The organism is Streptomyces sp. NPDC107521 (genome assembly GCF_055598485.1).
In genome coordinates this window covers 142723-159913 of sequence record NZ_JBVKAT010000012.1, presented here as the reverse complement: position 1 = coordinate 159913, position 17191 = coordinate 142723, and the positions used below count along the sequence as shown (strand labels likewise).

Sequence of the window (17191 nt, the reverse complement as noted above, 5' to 3'; positions counted from 1 at the left end):
TCGCTCTCCGGTCCGGTCATCGTGCGGCTTCGCACGCGGGGGCGGCGCGACCGTACCAAAACGTTCCCTCTCCGTAGCGACGGGAGCGGAGCGCGTCGAAGCCGTGCGGCCAGCGGAATTCACCGCCTCTGGTGCTGCGCTCCACGGTGACGAGCGCGTCGGCGGTGAGCCACCCCCGGGTGCGGAGTGTGAGGAGGATCTCGCGGAGATCGTCGTCGGAGACGGCGTAGGGCGGGTCCAGGAAGACGACGCCGTACGGCTCGGCCGGGGGCGCGGCGTGGACGATCTGCTCCGCCCGGCCCGGCCGGACCTCGGCGCCGGGGAGCCCGAGGGCACGGGCGTTGTCGCGGACGGTGCGGGCGGCGCGGGCGTCCGCCTCGACGAGCAGGACGTGGCCGGCGCCCCGGGAGAGCGCCTCCAGGCCGACGGCGCCGGAGCCGGCGTACAGGTCGAGGACGCGGTCGCCGTCGAGCGGGCCGCCGAGCAGGGACTGCCAGGTGGAGAAGAGTCCCTCGCGCGCGCGGTCGGAGGTGGGCCGGGTGCCGGTCCCGGGCGGGACGGCGAGGCGGCGTCCGCCGGCCTTGCCGGCGATCACGCGGGTCATCTGGGGGTCCTTGGTCGAGAGGGCGGCGGGGGGGCACGGGGGGCGGAAGGGCGGGGCCCGGCCGGGGCGGTACGGGCCCGGGGCGGCCGGGGATCGCGACGGTGCGGGTCCAGTCTGGCAGGCGCCGGGCACCGGTGCGCTCCCGCCGGGCCGGGCTCAGCCCTTCTCCAGGTACCGCTCCCGCTCCTCGTCCAGGAGCGCGTCCAGGGCGGTGCGCAGCGCGGGCAGCCCGGCCAGCTCCGGGTCGGCGGCCACGGTGGCGGCGGCCTCCTCCCGGGCCTGGGCGATGATCTCCTCGTCCTCGATGACGGTGAGCACCCGCAGCGAGGTCCGGACGCCGGACTGGGCCTGGCCGAGGACGTCGCCCTCGCGGCGCTGTTCGAGGTCGAGCCGGGACAGCTCGAAGCCGTCCAGGGTCCCGGCGACGGCGTCCAGCCGGGTCCGGGCGGCGCTCGCCGCGGGCATCTCGGTGACCAGCAGGCACAGCCCGGGGGCGGAGCCGCGGCCGACCCGGCCGCGCAACTGGTGGAGCTGGGAGACGCCGAAGCGGTCCGCGTCCAGGATCACCATGGCGGTGGCGTTGGGCACGTTGACGCCGACCTCGATGACGGTGGTGGCGACCAGGACGTCGGTCTCGCCGGCCGTGAAGCGGCGCATGACGGCGTCCTTGTCGTCGGGCGGCATCCTGCCGTGCAGCACCTCGACCCGCAGCCCCCGCAGGGGCCCGTCGGCGAGCTGCTCGGCGACGTCGAGGACGGCGAGCGGGGGGCGCCGGTCGGCCTCGGCGTCACCGGCCGGCGCCTTGCCGCCGGGGGCGTCCTCCTCGTCGCCGATGCGCGGGCAGACGACGTACGCCTGGTGGCCGCCGGAGACCTCCTCGCGCACCCGCTCCCAGGCGCGGGTGAGGAAGTGGGGCTTGTCGGCGGCCGGGACGACATGGCTGGCGATCGGGGAGCGCCCGGCGGGGAGCTGGTCGAGGACGGAGGTCTCCAGGTCGCCGAAGACGGTCATGGCGACGGTGCGCGGGATGGGCGTGGCGGTCATCACGAGCAGGTGCGGGGGCTGCGCGCCCTTGCCGCGCAGGGCGTCGCGCTGCTCCACGCCGAAGCGGTGCTGTTCGTCGACGACGACCAGGCCGAGGTCGTGGAAGCGCACCTTGTCCTCGATCAGGGCGTGGGTGCCGATGACGATGCCGGCCTCGCCGGTGACCAGGTCCAGCAGGGCGGCGCGCCGGGCGGCGGCGCCCATGGAGCCGGTGAGCAGGGTCACCCCGGTGGCGTGCTCGGCGGCGCCGAGGGTGCCGCCCTCGGCCAGCGCGCCCATCATCTCGACGACCGACCGGTGGTGCTGCTGGGCGAGCACCTCGGTGGGCGCGAGCATCGCGGCCTGCCCGCCCGCGTCGACGACGGCGAGCATGGCGCGCAGGGCGACCATGGTCTTGCCGCTGCCGACCTCGCCCTGGAGGAGGCGGTGCATGGGGTGGTCGGTGGCGAGGTCGTCGAAGATCTCCCGGGAGACCCGCGTCTGGCCGTCGGTGAGGGTGAAGGGGAGCCGCTCGTCGAAGGCGGCGAGCAGCCCGTCCGGCCCGGGTCTCCGGGGGACGGCGGGGAGCTGGGTCTCGGCGTGCCGGCGGCGGGCCAGGGCGACCTGGAGGACGAACGCCTCGTCCCACTTGAGGCGGGCGCGGGCGTCCTCGACGTCCGCCCGGGTCCTCGGGCGGTGGATCCTCCGCAGGGCCTCGGGCAGCGGGAGCAGGCCCCGGCCCTCGCGCAGGGACCCGGGGAGCGGGTCGACGGCCTCCTCGGCGCTGGGCAGCACCGTCTGGACGGCCTTGGCGAGCTTCCAGGACTCCAGCTTGGCGGTGGCCGGGTACAGCGGGATCAGAGTGCCCGCCCAGGACTCGGCGGCCTCCCCGTCGCTCTCGCCGCTCAGCGGTTCGTAGGCGGGGTGGGCGAGCTGGAGACGGCGGTTGAAGACGGAGACCTTGCCCGCGAACATCGCGCGGGTGCCCGGCAGCAGGTCCTTGTGGGGCTTGTGGACGCCGTTGCCGAAGAAGACGAGCTGGACCCGGCCGCTGCCGTCCGTGATCGTGACTTCGAGGCGCTGGCCCTTGCCGCGCGGCGCCCTGGAGGAGGCGAAGGTGTGCAGCCGGGCGTCCGCTACCTGGGCGACCACGGTGACGTGCTCGTCCATGGGGAGGTCGGCGAGGTGCGTGAGCTGGCCGCGCTCCTCGTATCTGCGGGGGTAGTGGTGCAGGAGGTCGCCGACGGTGTGCAGGCCGAGGTACTCGGCCATCACCTTCGCGGTGGCGGGGCCGAGCACCGACGTCAGCGGCTGTCGCAGGGAATCGCGCGGTTCGGACACGCCCCCCATTGCACACCACGCCACCGACAACCACGGCCCGCCACCCGCCCGGAACCTCCACGGCCGCCCCTGTCACCTCGCCCGGGGGCCAGGGACCGGGGGTCCGGTCACTCCACGCCGATGAGGAGCAGGGACCCCTGGTGGCCGCCCCGGTAGGTGACGGTGTCGACGGCCAGGTAGGAGTCCCGCACCCGGGCCTCCAGGTACGGGGCGACGGCGGCCGGCGCCCCGGTGCCCAGGACGAGGGTGACGAGCTCCCCGCCCGCCGCGAGCATCCGGTCCAGGACGGTGGCGGCGACCTGGGCGACGTCCGTGCCGATGACGGCCACGTCCCCGTCGACGAGGCCGAGCACGTCACCGGCCTGGCAGATGCCCGCCGAGGTCCAGGACCGGTGCTCGGCCACGGTGACCTCCGCGTGCCGGGTCGCCCCGGCCGCCGAGGTCATCGCCACCACGTCCTCGTCGAAGCGCCGCTCCGGCTCGTGCACCGCGAGCGCGGCGATGCCCTGGACCGCCGAGCGGGTCGGGATCAGGGCGACCCGGACGCCCTCGGCGCGCGCCTGCTCGGCCGCCGCGGCGGCGGTGTGGCGCAGCTCGTCGTCGTTGGGCAGCAGCACGACCTCCCGGGCGTGCGCCAGCCGCACGGCCTGCACCAGCTCCCCGCTGGCGGGCGGCTCCCCCGGCCGGGCGAGCACCGCGGTGGCGCCCGCCCCGGTGTACAGCCCGGCCAGTCCCTCGCCCGGCACGACGGCGACCACGGCCCGCTGCGCCCGCTCGCGGGCCGGGCGCTCGGCGCCGGCCGCGTGGCCCTGACCGGCGCCGAAGTGGGTGATCCGGATGCGGTGGGGCCGCCCGGCCTCGACGCCCGCCTCCACGGCGGCGCCCGCGTCGTCGACGTGGACGTGCACGTTCCACAGCCCGTCGCCGCCGACCACCACGAGGGAGTCCCCGAGGGAGTCGAGCCGCCCCCGCAGCCGGGCGACGGCCTCGTCGCCCGCCTCCAGCAGATACGTCACCTCGAAGGCCGGTCCGGCCCCGGCGCCGTCGTCGCAGGCGCACCCCCCGGCGCCGGGCGGGGTGTCCGCCGCCCGCGCGGGCGCCACGAACGCGGGGACCGGCCCCCGGCCCGGATCGGGCGGCTCCCCCGTCAGCGTCTGGACCAGCGCCCCGAGCACCGCCACCAGTCCGCGTCCCCCGGCGTCGACGACCCCGGCGCGGGCCAGTACGGGCAGCCGCTCCGGTGTCCCGGCGAGCGCCTCGCGGGCTCCGGCGTACGCGGCGCGGGCCACCTCCCCGCAGCCGTCGCCCGCCGCGTCGGCGGCGTCGGCGGCGGCCGAGGCGACGGTCAGGACGGTGCCCTCGACCGGGTGGGCCACGGCCTGCCGGGCGGAGTCGGCGGCGCGGCGCAGGGCCCGCCGCAGCTCCGGGCCGCCGGCGGGGGAGGACTCCGGCCCGGCGGTCAGCACCTGGGCCATGCCGCGCAGCAACTGGGCCAGGATCGTGCCGGAGTTGCCGCGCGCGCCGATCAGCGCGCCGTGCGCCATGGCCTCCGCGGCCTCGGCCGTCGTCGGGCCCCCGGCGCCGTCCCCGGTGTCCGCGCCCGCGCCCATCGCGTGGGCGGCGAACACCGCCTCCACGGCGGCGGCGGCGGACTCCACGGTCAGGTACATGTTGGTGCCGGTGTCCCCGTCCGCGACCGGGTAGACGTTGATCGCGTCGATCTCCTCGCGCGCCCCGCCCAGCGCCCGCAGCGCCAGCCCGCACCAGGTGCGCACCGCCAGAGCGTCGAAGAACCTCTGCGGCACCTGCGCCACCTGTGCCTCCCTGGGCTGCCGGACTGGCTGGCAGCGTAGACCGTGGGAGGGCGCCCACCGGAAAGCGGGCCGGGGACGGTGGTCCGGACCTCCGTGGTAGTTTCGTTGTACGGGAGCAGTCGTTGTATGCTGCTCCGGTTGCCCGATCCGATCGGGCTCTCCCCCTGGCACCGCCACTCTGGTTCCCGTCCGCTCACGCGGCCCGAGTTCCCGATCCCGGCATGCCGGGATCAACCGTAAGTGCATCTGAAGTCTTTGGAGTGACCCGTGGCTGCCAACTGCGACGTCTGCGGCAAGGGGCCGGGCTTCGGCAACAACATCTCGCACTCGCACCGCCGTACGTCCCGTCGCTGGAACCCGAACATCCAGCGTGTGCGTACCGTGGTCGGCGGGACGCCGAAGCGCGTTAACGCCTGCACCTCGTGCATCAAGGCCGGCAAGGTCTCGCGCTGACGCGTCAGCTTGAGCGCGCGGCCACTGCCTTGCTCGCCGCACGGAGCCGGTCCACCGTCAGGTGGGCCGGCTTTCTGCTGTCCGCGGGTCCGCCGGACCTCCGCGTGCCGTGACCCGCGGCCTGCCGTGACCGGCCGGGGCCGGGGCGGCCCGCCGGGGCCCGGCTGACTCCCGCGCCCCCGCCCTGCCCTGACGGGCACCGGGCGCTCCCCGCCAGGTGGCCGCCCGGCTCCGGACCGCCCGCCGCCCGGTCCCATCCGGCGGCCCGGGTCCTCCCGGTTCCGGACCGTCCGACCCGTGACGTCCGACTCCGGCGCCTGATACGGACCACCCGATTCCGGACCGCAGTCACCGTCCTCCCGTCCCGCACAGCCCCTCCCCCGGCCGCCCCGGCGCCGGTTTCCCGGGTGCCGGACGGACCGACGGGCGCAGACGGACCGGCGGCCGAGCCCCTCGCCACCCCGCGGCGGAGGGCGTCACCGCCCGGAGCCCGGGCCCCACCGCCCGACGGCGGAGCCCGTCACCGCCCCGCGGCGGAGGCCCGTCACCGCCCGGCGGTGTCCCCTCCGGCGGTCTCCCGGCCGGCCGGGTCCCGTCCGAGCGCCCACCCGTGGTCGACCGGGCCGATGCCCTCGCCGAGGGCGAAACCGGCGGCGATGGCCCCCGTGACGTACTCCTTGGCCTCATGGACGGCGCGCGGCACGGACCGCCCCTTGGCCAGCCCGCAGGCGATGGCCGAGGCGAGGGTGCAGCCGGTGCCGTGGGTGTGCCGGTTGTCCAGGCGCGGCGCGCTCAGCCAGTGCTCCTCGGAGCCGTCGGTGAGCAGGTCGACGGCGTCGCCGGAGAGGTGGCCGCCCTTGATCAGCGCCCAGCGCGGCCCGAACCCCAGCAGCGCGTCCGCGGCCCGGCGCAGATCGTCCCGGGACTCCACGCGCACCCCGGTGAGCTGGGCGACCTCGTCGAGGTTGGGGGTGGCGACGGTGGCGGCCGGCAGCAGCGCGGTGCGCACCGCGTCCAGGGCGGAGGCGGCCAGCAGCGCGTCGCCGTGCTTGGAGACGCCGACCGGGTCGACGACGGCGGGCGCGTCGGTGTCCGCGATCAACTCCGCGACGGCCGCGACGAGTTCCGCGGAGGAGAGCATGCCGGTCTTGACCGCCTGGACGCCGATGTCGTCGACGACGCTGCGGTACTGGGCGCGGACCGCCTCCACCGGCAGTTCCCAGGCGCCCTGCACGCCGAGCGAGTTCTGCGCGGTGACGGCGGTGAGGACGCTCATGCCGTGGGTGCCCAGGGCGAGCATGGTCTTCAGGTCGGCCTGGATCCCGGCGCCGCCGCCGGAGTCGGAGCCGGCCACCGTGAGCACCAGGGGCGGCCTCATCCCTCGACCTCCCCGCCGAAGTGGTCCCAGCCGCCCTTGCTGGTCCAGGGCGCGCCGTCCACGGTGACCTGGGGCAGCGCGGAGGGGTTGAGGACCTCGCCGATGACCTTCCAGCGGGCGGGCAGCTTCACGTCCGGCGGGAAGGTGGCCACGATCGCGTGGTCCTCGCCCCCGGTCAGCACCCACTGCATGGGATCGACGCCGACGGCCTGGCCGATGTCGTTCATCTGGGACGGGATGTCGATCTGCCCGGAGGCGATGTCGATGCGCACCTTGCTGGCCTCCGCGATGTGGCCGAGGTCGGCGATCAGGCCGTCGCTCACGTCGCACATGGCGGTGGCGCCGAGCCCGGCGGCGGCCGGACCCGCGTGGTAGGGCGGCTCGGGGCGCCGGTGGGCCTCGACGAAGGCGCGCGGGGAGCGGAACCCCCGGGACAGCACCGCGAAGCCGGCCGCGGACCAGCCGAGCCAGCCGGTCACCGCCACGAGGTCGCCGGGCCGGGCGCCGCCCCGGGTGACCGGCTCCTGGTTGCGCAGGTCGCCGAGGGCGGTGATGGAGACGGTGATGGTGTCGCCGCGCACCACGTCGCCGCCGACCACGGCGGCCCCGGCGACCTGGCACTCGTCGCGCAGCCCGTCCATCAGCTCGGTCGGCCAGGTCACGGGCAGCTCGGCGGGGACGACCAGGCCGAGCAGGAGCGCGGTGGGCACGGCGCCCATGGCGGCGATGTCCGCGAGGTTCTGCGCCGCGGCCTTGCGGCCGACGTCGTAGGCGGTGGACCAGTCACGGCGGAAGTGGCGCCCCTCGACGAGGATGTCGGTGCTGGCCACCACCCGGCGGTCGGGCGCGGCGACCACGGCCGCGTCGTCCCCGGGGCCGACCCGGACCGCCGGCGTGGTGGTGAGACGGGAGGTGAGCTCCCTGATGAGCCCGAACTCCCCGAGCTCACCAACAGTGCCCTTCATGTGCCTTGGCTCCCCTTCTGTCCCTGTCCGCGCCCGGTCGCGCGGCGTCCCGGTGCTGGCTGCGGTCGCACGGACCGCCGGTGCGGCCGGCGTTGTCGTCAACGTGGTGTCGTGTTCTCACCCCGGCGCGCGGTGTCACCGCCCGCAGGTCTCCCCGCGGACGGCGGCGACGCGATACCGTGGCGTTCCTTTTCCCCCACATGATCCTCGTGGCCGCTCTGGAGGTTCCGTGGTACAGGCGTACATCCTGATCCAGACGGAGGTCGGCAAGGCGTCGGCCGTCGCCGGGACGATCCGGGGGCTGCCCGGGGTCGTCCAGGCCGAGGACGTGACGGGTCCCTATGACGTCATCGTCCGTGCCCGGGCCGACTCCGTGGACGAACTGGGCCGCATGGTGGTCGCCCGGGTCCAGCAGGTGGAAGGCATCACCCGGACCCTGACCTGCCCCGTCGTCCATCTCTAGCCCCCGACTACGCTGTGCCGGTGAACTCCTCTCGTCACCGGCTCCTCGGCCTGTCCGCGTCCGCCCTGCTGATCGTCGCCGCGGGCTGCTCCTCCGGGGACGGCAGCGCGGCGGTGGCGGTTCCGAGCCCGGACGCGTCGGTCGCCGGGATGTGCCAGAACCTGGACGAGGCGCTGCCGTCAACGGTGGACGGCCTGGAACGGAAGGATCCCACTCCCGCCTCCGCGTTGACGGCGGGCTGGGGAAACCCGCTGATCATACTGCGCTGCGGGGTGCCCCGGCCGCCCGAGATGGACGATCCGAAGGCCGACGGCGTGGAGGTCGACGGGGTGGGCTGGATGCTGAGCGAGCGGGACGACGGGGGCTTCCGGTTCACCACGACCCTGCGCGAGGCGTACGTCGAGGTGTCGGTGCCCGAGGAGCGGGTCCCGGACGGGATGGCGCCGCTGGTCGACCTGGCCCCGGCCGTGAAGAAGGCGATCCCCGAGGGGATCGCCTCCTGAGCCGCCGGGTCCGCCCGGTCAGCGCAGGCCGGTGGAGCGCCGCAGCGCCGCCTGGATGAGCCGGTCCACCAGCTCCGGGTAGGACACCCCGGTCGCCCGCCACATCTGCGGGTACATGGAGATCGGCGTGAAGCCGGGCATGGTGTTGATCTCGTTGATCACGAACTCCCCGTCCTCGGTGAGGAAGAAGTCCGCGCGCACCAGCCCCTCGCAGGAGACCGCGTCGAAGGCCGCCACGGCGAGCCGCCGCACCTCGGCGGTCTCCTCCCCGGTCAGCGGGGCGGGGACCACGCCGGGGGTGGAGTCGATGTACTTGGCCTCGAAGTCGTAGTAGGCGTGCGCGGCGGGCGGCGGGATCTCCGCGGGGACCGAGGCGCGCGGGCCGTCCTCGAACTCCAGCACCCCGCACTCGATCTCGCGTCCGCGCAGGGCGGCCTCGACGAGGATCTTCGGGTCGTGGCGCCGGGCCTCCTCGATGGCCGCGTCGAGGCCCTCGGGGCCGTCGACCTTGGTGATGCCGATGGAGGAGCCCGCGCGGGCGGGCTTCACGAAGAGCGGCCAGCCGTGCTCGCCGGCGAACTCCGCGACGCGGCGGCGGGCGCCGTCGCGGTCCCGGTCCCATTCGCGGGGCCGGACCACCAGGTACGGGCCGACCTTCAGCCCGTAGGAGGTGAACACCCGCTTCATGTACTCCTTGTCCTGGCCGACGGCGGAGGCCAGGACGCCCGAGCCGACGTACGGCACCCCGGACAGCTCCAGGAGTCCCTGGAGGGTGCCGTCCTCCCCGTAGGGGCCGTGCAGGACGGGGAAGACGACGTCGACCTCGCCGAGCGCCTTGGGCACCGCACCGGGTTCGGTGTAGACGACCTCGCGGTCGGCGGGGTCGACGGGGAGCACCACGGTGCCCTCGGTGGACTCCGCGATCTGGTCGACGCTGGGGGTGCGGCGCTCGGTGATCGCCATGCGTTCGGGCTCGTCGGCGGTGAGCGCCCAGCGGCCGTCCTGGGTGATGCCGATCGGCAGGACGTCGTAGGCCGTCCGGTCGATGGCCGCGAGGACGGCGCCGGCGGTGACCACGGAGATGCCGTGCTCGGAGCTGCGCCCGCCGAACACGACGGCCACCCGCGGCCTGCGGGGCGGCTGTTCGGGGCTCTGGGGGAGGTTCTCGGTGCTCATATCGGGTCGAGAGTACCCGCCCCGGGGTCCCGGAGTACGCGTCGGCCGGGCCGCGCGGCGCGGGCCGTCACCGGGTTGGCGTCCCCGGCGCGGCCCGCGTCGCTCAGCGTCGTTCGGGCTTCGCGCTGCGCGACATCAGTTCCTTGACGGCGGCCACCGGGGACTTGCCTCGGTGCACGATGGCGACGACCGTCTCGGTGATCGGCATGTCGACGCCGTGCCGCCGGGCCAGATCGAGCACCGACTGGCAGGACTTGACGCCCTCGGCGGTCTGCCTGGTGACGGCGATGGTCTCCTCCAGGGTCATGCCCCTGCCGAGGTTGGTGCCGAAGGTGTGGTTGCGGGAGAGCGGGGAGGAGCAGGTGGCCACCAGGTCGCCGAGCCCGGCCAGCCCGGAGAAGGTCAGCGGGTCGGCGCCGAGGGCGACCCCGAGCCGGGTGGTCTCGGCGAGGCCGCGGGTGATGAGGGAGCCCTTGGCGTTGTCGCCCAGGCCCATGCCGTCCGCGATGCCGACGGCCAGCCCGATGACGTTCTTGACGGCGCCGCCGAGTTCGCAGCCGGTCACGTCGGTGTTGGTGTACGGGCGGAAGTAGGACGTGTGGCAGGCGGTCTGGAGCCGCCGGGCGACGGCCTCGTCGGGGCAGGCGACGACGGCGGCGGCGGGCATCCGGGCGGCGATCTCACGGGCCAGGTTGGGGCCGGTGACCACGGCGACCCGGTCGGCGCCGACCCCGGCGACGTCCTCGATCACCTCGCTCATCCGCATCGCGGAGCCGAGTTCGACGCCCTTCATCAGGGAGACCAGGACGGTGCCGGGCGCGAGCAGCGGCTTCCACTCGGCCAGGTTGGCGCGGAGCGTCTGGGAGGGCACGGCGAGGACGGTGAAGTCGGCGCCCCGGGCGGCCTCGGCGGCGTCGGTGGTGGCCCGCAGGTTCGGGGGCAGCTCGACGCCGGGCAGGTAGTCGGGGTTGACCCGGGTGGAGTTGACGGCCTCGGCGAGGGCGGCGCGGCGCCCCCAGAGGGTCACCTCGCACCCGGCGTCGGCGAGGACCATGCCGAAGGCGGTGCCCCAGGACCCGGTGCCGAACACGGCCGCCCTGAGCGGCGCCGCCGCCGGGGCGGTCCCGGCCGCCGGCGCGGGGTCCGGGTCGGCGGGGACTGATTCCCGCCCGCTGTCGGGCCCGTTCACGCGCCCCGCCCTTCCGCCCGCTGCTCCCGGGCGCCGGTCTCCGTCTGCGCCTGGGTGCGGCGCCGCTGCTCGATCCGCTCCCGGCGCGGGTCGTAGGGGGTCTCGGGGGCCCGCTCGCCGCGGACCTCCTCCAGCAGGGCGGTGATGGCGGCCATGATGACCTCCGTCGCCTCCTTGAGGACCTCCGCGGTCATCTCGCGGTCGTAGAAGCGCGACAGGTCCACCGGCGGCCCGGCCAGCACCCGGTGGGTCTTGCGGGGCAGCAGGCGGGGCTTCTTCGCGTACGGCGGCAGGATCTCGTTGCAGCCCCACTGGGCGACGGGGACGACCGGGCACTTGGTCTGCAGGGCGACGCGCGCGGCGCCGGTCTTGGCCGTCATCGGCCAGCCGTCGGGGTCGCGGGTGAGGGTGCCTTCGGGGTAGAAGGCGACGCACTCGCCGCGCTCCACGGCGTCGATGGCGGCCCGGAAGGCGCTGAGCGCGTCCGTGGACTCGCGGTAGACGGGGATCTGCCCGGTGCCGCGCATGGCGGCGCCGACGAGGCCCTTCCGGAAAAGCCCGCTCTTCGCGAGGAATCGCGGCACGCGGCCGGTGTTGTACTGGTAGTGCGCGTACGCGAAGGGGTCGATGTGGGAATTGTGGTTCACGGCGGTGATGAATCCGCCGTCGGCCGGAATGTTCTCCATTCCCCGCCAGTCCCGCTTGATCAGAACCACCAGCGGCGGTTTGCAGATCACCGCGGCGAAGCGGTACCAGAAGCCGATTCTGCGGCGGGGCACGCGAACACCTTTCTTCCATGGCCTGGGGTCGGACAAGTGTCGCCCGGGGCCGCCCGTGTGTCGAGGACACCGTACGCCCCGCGCCGTGGAGCGCCGGGGGCCCAGGTCGGAATGGCGCGACGAGAAGAGGACGGAACGCTCGTGCAGTGGACCCTGGTCGTACCCGTGAAGGCCCTGGAGCGGGCCAAGAGCAGACTCTCGGACACCGCGGGGGACGGGCTCCGGCCGGGTCTGGCGCTGGCCTTCGCGCAGGACACCGTGAGCGCGGCCCTGGCCTGTCCGGCGGTGGCGGATGTGGCGGTCGTCACCGAGGACCGCCGGGCGGGCCGGGCGCTGGCGGCGCTGGGCGCGGGGATCGTCGCGGAGGAACCGGGCGGCGGGCTGAACGCGGCGCTGGCGCGGGGGGCCGCCGCGGTGCGGGCGGTGCGGCCCCGGCGTCCGGTGGCGGCGCTGAACGCCGACCTGCCGGCGCTGCGCCCCGGGGAATTGGCCCGGGTGCTGGCGGCGGCGGGGCAATTCCCGCGCGCCTTCCTCCCGGATGCGGCGGAAATCGGCACCACCCTGCTGACGGCGGCCCCCGGCCGGGAATTGGCCCCGGCTTTCGGCGGGGATTCGCGGGCCCGGCACCGGGCCTCGGGCGCGCGGGAGCTGCTCCTGGCGGCGGTCGACTCGGTGCGCCGGGACGTGGACACCGGCGCCGATCTGCGGGCGGCGCTGTCGCTCGGGGTGGGGCCCCATACGGCCGCGGTGGCCGCGCGGTTGCCGATCACCGGGCAGTAGGCTGCGGGCATGCAGGCGACCGCGTACACGTACGACCCCGACAGCCGCAGCGGGCAGGTGCTGCTCGACGACGGCACGCCCGTGCCGTTCGACGCGGCGGCCTTCGACGCGGGCGGGCTGCGGCTGCTGCGGCCGGGGCAGCGGGTGCGCGTGGAGACCGAGGGGGCGGGCGCGGAGCGCCGGATCACCCTGGTGACGCTGCAGACGTTCTGAGCGGCTCCCCGGGCCGTTCCACGACGCCGCGGGCCGGACTCCGGCGGGGAGTCCGGCCCGGCGCGTGAAATGCCCTGTGCCCGTGCCGCGTCCGTCCGGCGCGTCCGCCCGCGCGGTCCCCCGACCGTGCGTGGCGTCCGTGCGGGATGCGGGGTGCCGCTACTTCTTGCGGGCGGTGGCCTTCTTGGCGGTGGTCTTGCGGGCCGTCGACTTCTTGGCGGGCGCCTTGGTGGCCGTGACCTTCTTGGCGGGGGCCTTCTTGGCCGCCGTCTTCTTCGCCGCCGCGGTGGTGGTCTTGGCCGCGGTCTTCTTGGCGGTGGCCTTCTTCGCCGCGGCCGCCGCCGTCTTCGCCGTGCCCGCGGTCTTCTTGGCGGTGGTCTTCTTCGCCGCCGCGGTGGTGGTGGCCTTGCGGGCGGTCGCCGCCTTCTTCGCCGCGCCCGTGGCCTTCTTGGCGGCGGCCTTCTTGCCCGCGGCCTTGGCGATGGTGGGCGAGGGGCCGGAGAGGCTGCCCTTGGGGGCCTTCTTGACCGCGATGTCGTTCTTCGGAAGCTTCTTCGACCCGCTCACCAGGTCCTTGAAGCCCTGGCCCGCGCGGAAGCGGGGCACGGAGGTCTTCTTGACCCGAACCCGCTCGCCCGTCTGGGGGTTGCGGGCGTAGCGGGCCGGACGCTCGACCTTCTCGAAGGAGCCGAAGCCGGTGACCGAGACCCGGTCGCCCGCGACCACCGCGCGGACGAGGGCGTCCAGGACCGCGTCGACGGCGTCGGCGGCCTGCTGCCGTCCTCCCAGCTTGTCGGCAATCGCTTCTACGAGCTGCGCCTTGTTCACGTCTTCCCCTTCGGAACTTCGCCAGAACGAATGTGTTCAAGCTTTTTCGCACGTTAGGCAGATATATACCGCAAATCAAACACGAAACGGGCTAATCACCCTTGTGCCGCAACGGACTCGGTCGGCCCGGACCGTTCAGCGTTCCTCTCCGGGGAATCGCCCCGCGTCGAGGTCCGCGGTGAACCGGTCCAGACGCCGTACCGCGCCGGCCAGATCGTGTTTGGCCGCGGCCGTAATGACCAGCAGCTTCCGGGTCAGCGCCATCCGTACGCCCTCCGGGACTTGCAGTGCGCGCACTCTTGTGTGCGCCTCTTTCAGCCGGACCGCGACCGCCGCATACAGCTGGAGTTGGCCGTCGTGGTCCATGCACAGATTGTGCCATCTAGGGCGAGTTGTCACCTGCGCAGGGGGCAACTCCCGCCCGGCGAGCCCTTTCCGGCTCCCCCGGAGGGTGCCGTTCCACCCTCCGCTTACCCGGCCAACCAGGCCCGTAACCTGCGAAGTTGGGGTTTCGGAGGGGTGTCCGGCGGGCGGGCCGGGGCAGAAAAAAGGCTGTACCCCCGATCGGACCGATCGGGGGTACAGCGGGTGTGTCGGGTGGCCGAAAAGAGACCGTGGTCAGACGGGGAGGGTCCTCGGCTTGTGCGAGGGGCGCCGGGACTCGTACGCGGCGATGTCCTCCTCGTTCTGGAGGGTGATCGAGATGTCGTCCAGCCCGTTCAGCAGCCGCCAGCGGGAGTTCTCGTCCAGCTCGAAGGCGGCGGTGACGCCCTCGGCGCGCACCTCGCGGGCCTCCAGGTCGACGGTGATCTCGGCCTGCGGGTCGGCCTCGGTGACCGCCCAGAGGGCGTCCACGGTCCCCTGGTCCAGGACGACCGTGAGCAGACCGTTCTTCAGCGAGTTCCCGCGGAAGATGTCGGCGAAGCGGGAGGAGATCACGGTCCTGAAGCCGTAGTTCTGCAGGGCCCAGACCGCGTGCTCGCGGGAGGAGCCGGTACCGAAGTCGGGTCCGGCGACCAGGACGGAGGCGCCCTGCCGCTCGGGACGGTTGAGGACGAACTCCGGGTCCTTGCGCCAGGCCTCGAACAGCCCGTCCTCGAACCCGTCCCGGGTCACCTTCTTGAGCCAGTGGGCGGGGATGATCTGGTCGGTGTCGACGTTGCCGCGGCGCAGCGGGACGGCCCGGCCGGTGTGGGTGGTGAAGGCTTCCATGACTCTCAGACTCCAGCGGGCGTGGGGACGTCGGCGGCGGACAGGTCGGCCGGGGAGGCCAGGTGGCCCAGCACCGCCGTCGCGGCGGCGACCTGCGGCGAGACCAGATGGGTACGGCCGCCCTTGCCCTGCCGCCCCTCGAAGTTGCGGTTGGAGGTGGAGGCGGAGCGCTCACCGGGGGCGAGCTGGTCCGGGTTCATGCCCAGGCACATCGAACAGCCCGCGTGCCGCCACTCGGCGCCGGCCTCCTTGAAGACCGCGTCCAGCCCCTCGGAGACGGCCTGGAGGCCCACCCGGGCGGAGCCGGGGACGACCAGCATGCGTACGCCGTCGGCGACTTTGCGGTCCCGGACGATCTCGGCGGCGGCGCGCAGGTCCTCGATGCGGCCATTGGTGCAGGAGCCGACGAAGACGGTGTCCACGGCGATGGACCGCAGCGGCTGCCCGGCCTCCAACCCCATGTACTCCAGGGCCTTTTCGGCGGCCAGGCGCTCCGAGGCGTCCTCGTAGGAGGCCGGGTCCGGCACGGCGGCGGACAGCGGCGCGCCCTGGCCCGGGTTGGTGCCCCAGGTGACGAACGGCGACAGCTCGGCGGCCTCGATGACGACCTCGGCGTCGAACTCGGCGTCGTCGTCGGTGCGCAGGGTGCTCCAGTAGGCGACGGCCTCGTCCCAGTCGGCGCCCTCGGGGGCGTGCGGGCGGCCCTTGAGGTAGGCGAAGGTGGTCTCGTCGGGGGCGATCATGCCCGCGCGGGCACCGGCCTCGATGGACATGTTGCAGATGGTCATGCGGGCCTCCATCGAGAGCTTCTCGATGGCCTCGCCCCGGTACTCCAGGATGTAGCCCTGGCCGCCGCCGGTGCCGATGCGGGCGATGATCGCCAGGATCAGGTCCTTGGCCGTGACGCCCCCGGGCAGCTCGCCGTTCACGGTGATCGCCATGGTCCTCGGACGGACCAGCGGGAGCGTCTGGGTGGCCAGCACGTGCTCGACCTGGGAGGTGCCGATGCCGAACGCCAGCGCGCCGAAGGCACCGTGCGTGGAGGTGTGCGAGTCGCCGCAGACCACGGTGGTGCCGGGCTGGGTCAGGCCGAGCTGGGGGCCGACGACGTGCACCACGCCCTGCTCGATGTCGCCCAGCGGGTGCAGCCGGACACCGAACTCCGCGCAGTTCTTGCGCAGCGTCTCCAGCTGGGCCCGGGAGACCGGGTCCGCGATGGGCTTGTCGATGTCGAGCGTGGGGGTGTTGTGGTCCTCGGTGGCGATGGTCAGGTCGAGCCGCCGCACCGGCCGGCCGCCCTGGCGGAGGCCGTCGAAGGCCTGCGGGCTGGTCACCTCGTGCAGCAGGTGCAGATCGATGAAGAGGAGGTCGGGCTCGCCCTCGGCGCGCCGGACGACGTGGTCGTCCCAGACCTTCTCCGCGAGTGTCCTACCCATCGCTTTCCCTCCGGTCGGCGACGAGGCGCCGACCCAACTAGAGATTCTGAGGAAGCGGCGCCCCCACCCCTGGAATCCGGGCGACCGCCACCGGGCCCGCACGTCCGGGGCCCCTGTGCCTTCGTGCCCTCCAGAGTGGCGTGTTCCACGGAAAATTGAACTTGCGTTTCACAGAGTGAGACGCGAGTATCGTTGCATGGACAACAGTAGCGGCGTCGGCGTTCTGGACAAGGCGGCCCTCGTCCTCAGCGCTCTGGAGTCCGGTCCGGCCACCCTCGCGGGTCTGGTCGGTGCCACCGGACTGGCACGACCCACGGCCCACCGCCTGGCCGTGGCACTGGAACACCACCGTATGGTGGCGCGCGACATGCAGGGCCGCTTCATCCTCGGCCCGCGTCTGGCCGAGCTGGCCGCGGCGGCGGGCGAGGACCGCCTGCTCGCCACGGCGGGCCCGGTCCTCACCCACCTGCGCGACATCACGGGCGAGAGCGCCCAGCTCTACCGCCGCCAGGGCGACATGCGCATCTGCGTGGCCGCCGCCGAGCGGCTGTCGGGGCTGCGGGACACCGTCCCGGTCGGCTCGACGCTCACCATGAAGGCCGGGTCCTCGGCGCAGATCCTCATGGCCTGGGAGGAGCCGGAGCGGCTGCACCGGGGGCTCCAGGGCGCCCGCTTCACGGCGACCGCCCTGTCGGGCGTGCGGCGCCGCGGCTGGGCGCAGTCCATCGGCGAGCGGGAGCCCGGCGTCGCCTCGGTCTCCGCGCCGGTGCGGGGCCCCTCCAACCGCGTGGTCGCCGCCGTGTCGGTCTCCGGCCCCATCGAGCGGCTGTCGCGCCACCCGGGGCGGATGCACGCCCAGGCGGTCATCGACGCCGCCGGGCGCCTCTCGGAGGCGCTGCGCCGCAACGGCTGATCCCCCTTCCTCCGGTACCCGGTCACCCAGGGCCCGCCTCAACGCCGCGGCGGGCCCGGCGCGACCGGGTTCTTCTTTTGCCCGCGCCGCCGGTGCCGTACGGGGACCGCCCGGCCCCGCT

Annotated in this window: 18 protein-coding genes; 6 read left to right on the top strand and 12 right to left on the bottom strand. The window is 74.4% G+C overall.

The features are described 5' to 3' along the window. Positions 1 to 16: 16 nt before the first annotated feature. From rsmD to ACZ7LB_RS19580, 3 genes are all read right to left on the bottom strand, one after another. Positions 17 to 604: a 16S rRNA (guanine(966)-N(2))-methyltransferase RsmD gene (rsmD, locus tag ACZ7LB_RS19590; protein ID WP_471469715.1), complete on the bottom strand. Its 588-nt coding sequence runs from the start codon at positions 602 to 604 to the stop codon at positions 17 to 19. A 156-nt stretch (positions 605 to 760) separates the two neighbouring features. Beyond that, positions 761 to 2977, bottom strand: coding sequence for an ATP-dependent DNA helicase RecG (gene recG / locus ACZ7LB_RS19585; protein WP_471469713.1), 2217 nt, complete (start codon positions 2975 to 2977; stop codon positions 761 to 763). Between the two features lie 98 nt (positions 2978 to 3075). Beyond that, positions 3076 to 4782, bottom strand: a complete 1707-nt coding sequence (locus ACZ7LB_RS19580; RefSeq protein ID WP_471469711.1) for a DAK2 domain-containing protein — start codon at positions 4780 to 4782, stop codon at positions 3076 to 3078. 267 nt (positions 4783 to 5049) lie between these two features. Between ACZ7LB_RS19580 and rpmB the strand changes: the two genes are divergently transcribed. After that, positions 5050 to 5235 (top strand): 50S ribosomal protein L28, encoded by a 186-nt coding sequence (gene rpmB, locus ACZ7LB_RS19575; RefSeq protein ID WP_003993230.1) that lies wholly within the window; start codon positions 5050 to 5052, stop codon positions 5233 to 5235. Positions 5236 to 5779: 544 nt separating this feature from the next. Here the strand turns inward: rpmB and thiD are convergent. Together thiD and ACZ7LB_RS19565 are read right to left on the bottom strand one after the other, a co-directional pair. After that, the gene (gene thiD / locus ACZ7LB_RS19570; protein ID WP_471469709.1) at positions 5780 to 6613 is read right to left on the bottom strand and encodes a bifunctional hydroxymethylpyrimidine kinase/phosphomethylpyrimidine kinase; all 834 of its coding nucleotides are present in this window, start codon (positions 6611 to 6613) and stop codon (positions 5780 to 5782) included. Then, positions 6610 to 7578 carry a thiamine-phosphate kinase gene (locus ACZ7LB_RS19565; protein WP_471469707.1) on the bottom strand — a complete coding sequence of 323 codons (969 nt, stop codon included), beginning with the start codon at positions 7576 to 7578 and terminating at the stop codon, positions 6610 to 6612. Before ACZ7LB_RS19565 ends, thiD begins: the two co-directional genes overlap by 4 nt. Positions 7579 to 7807: 229 nt before the next feature. Between ACZ7LB_RS19565 and ACZ7LB_RS19560 the strand changes: the two genes are divergently transcribed. Next, positions 7808 to 8041, top strand: coding sequence for an Lrp/AsnC family transcriptional regulator (locus ACZ7LB_RS19560; protein WP_471469705.1), 234 nt, complete (start codon positions 7808 to 7810; stop codon positions 8039 to 8041). A gap of 20 nt (positions 8042 to 8061) precedes the next feature. Continuing rightward, a complete protein-coding gene (locus ACZ7LB_RS19555; protein WP_471469704.1) occupies positions 8062 to 8544 on the top strand; it encodes a DUF3515 domain-containing protein in 483 nt (160 codons plus the stop codon). 18 nt (positions 8545 to 8562) lie between these two features. Here the strand turns inward: ACZ7LB_RS19555 and ACZ7LB_RS19550 are convergent, their stop codons facing one another. The 3 genes from ACZ7LB_RS19550 to ACZ7LB_RS19540 all read right to left on the bottom strand — a co-directional run bounded on the left by ACZ7LB_RS19550 (position 8563) and on the right by ACZ7LB_RS19540 (position 11688). Then, a complete protein-coding gene (locus tag ACZ7LB_RS19550) occupies positions 8563 to 9720 on the bottom strand; it encodes a D-alanine--D-alanine ligase family protein (protein WP_471469702.1) in 1158 nt (385 codons plus the stop codon). 103 nt (positions 9721 to 9823) lie between these two features. Further along, complete coding sequence (locus tag ACZ7LB_RS19545) at positions 9824 to 10810, bottom strand: NAD(P)H-dependent glycerol-3-phosphate dehydrogenase (protein ID WP_471469806.1); 987 nt, start codon at positions 10808 to 10810, stop codon at positions 9824 to 9826. 95 nt (positions 10811 to 10905) lie between these two features. Then, positions 10906 to 11688, bottom strand: coding sequence for a lysophospholipid acyltransferase family protein (locus ACZ7LB_RS19540; protein ID WP_471469700.1), 783 nt, complete (start codon positions 11686 to 11688; stop codon positions 10906 to 10908). 141 nt (positions 11689 to 11829) lie between these two features. Here ACZ7LB_RS19540 and cofC point away from each other — a divergent pair, with 141 nt between their 5' ends. Together cofC and ACZ7LB_RS19530 are read left to right on the top strand one after the other, a co-directional pair. After that, positions 11830 to 12468 carry a 2-phospho-L-lactate guanylyltransferase gene (cofC, locus tag ACZ7LB_RS19535; RefSeq protein ID WP_471469699.1) on the top strand — a complete coding sequence of 213 codons (639 nt, stop codon included), beginning with the start codon at positions 11830 to 11832 and terminating at the stop codon, positions 12466 to 12468. A gap of 9 nt (positions 12469 to 12477) precedes the next feature. Next, positions 12478 to 12681 carry a hypothetical protein gene (locus tag ACZ7LB_RS19530; protein ID WP_161225522.1) on the top strand — a complete coding sequence of 68 codons (204 nt, stop codon included), beginning with the start codon at positions 12478 to 12480 and terminating at the stop codon, positions 12679 to 12681. A gap of 159 nt (positions 12682 to 12840) precedes the next feature. On the opposite strand, the gene ACZ7LB_RS19525 is transcribed toward ACZ7LB_RS19530, so the two are convergent. The 4 genes from ACZ7LB_RS19525 to leuC form a co-directional block, all read right to left on the bottom strand. Then, entirely contained in the window at positions 12841 to 13509 is a 669-nt protein-coding gene (locus ACZ7LB_RS19525; protein WP_471469697.1) for an HU family DNA-binding protein, read from the bottom strand. A 135-nt stretch (positions 13510 to 13644) separates the two neighbouring features. Then, a complete protein-coding gene (locus ACZ7LB_RS19520; protein WP_365208753.1) occupies positions 13645 to 13875 on the bottom strand; it encodes an SCO5555 family protein in 231 nt (76 codons plus the stop codon). Positions 13876 to 14127: 252 nt separating this feature from the next. After that, positions 14128 to 14721, bottom strand: coding sequence for a 3-isopropylmalate dehydratase small subunit (leuD, locus tag ACZ7LB_RS19515; protein ID WP_471469695.1), 594 nt, complete (start codon positions 14719 to 14721; stop codon positions 14128 to 14130). A 5-nt stretch (positions 14722 to 14726) separates the two neighbouring features. Beyond that, positions 14727 to 16157 carry a 3-isopropylmalate dehydratase large subunit gene (leuC, locus tag ACZ7LB_RS19510; protein WP_471469693.1) on the bottom strand — a complete coding sequence of 477 codons (1431 nt, stop codon included), beginning with the start codon at positions 16155 to 16157 and terminating at the stop codon, positions 14727 to 14729. 196 nt (positions 16158 to 16353) lie between these two features. On the opposite strand from leuC, the gene ndgR reads away from it, so the two are divergent. Then, positions 16354 to 17070, top strand: a complete 717-nt coding sequence (gene ndgR / locus ACZ7LB_RS19505; protein ID WP_161225517.1) for an IclR family transcriptional regulator NdgR — start codon at positions 16354 to 16356, stop codon at positions 17068 to 17070. Positions 17071 to 17191 lie beyond the last annotated feature (121 nt).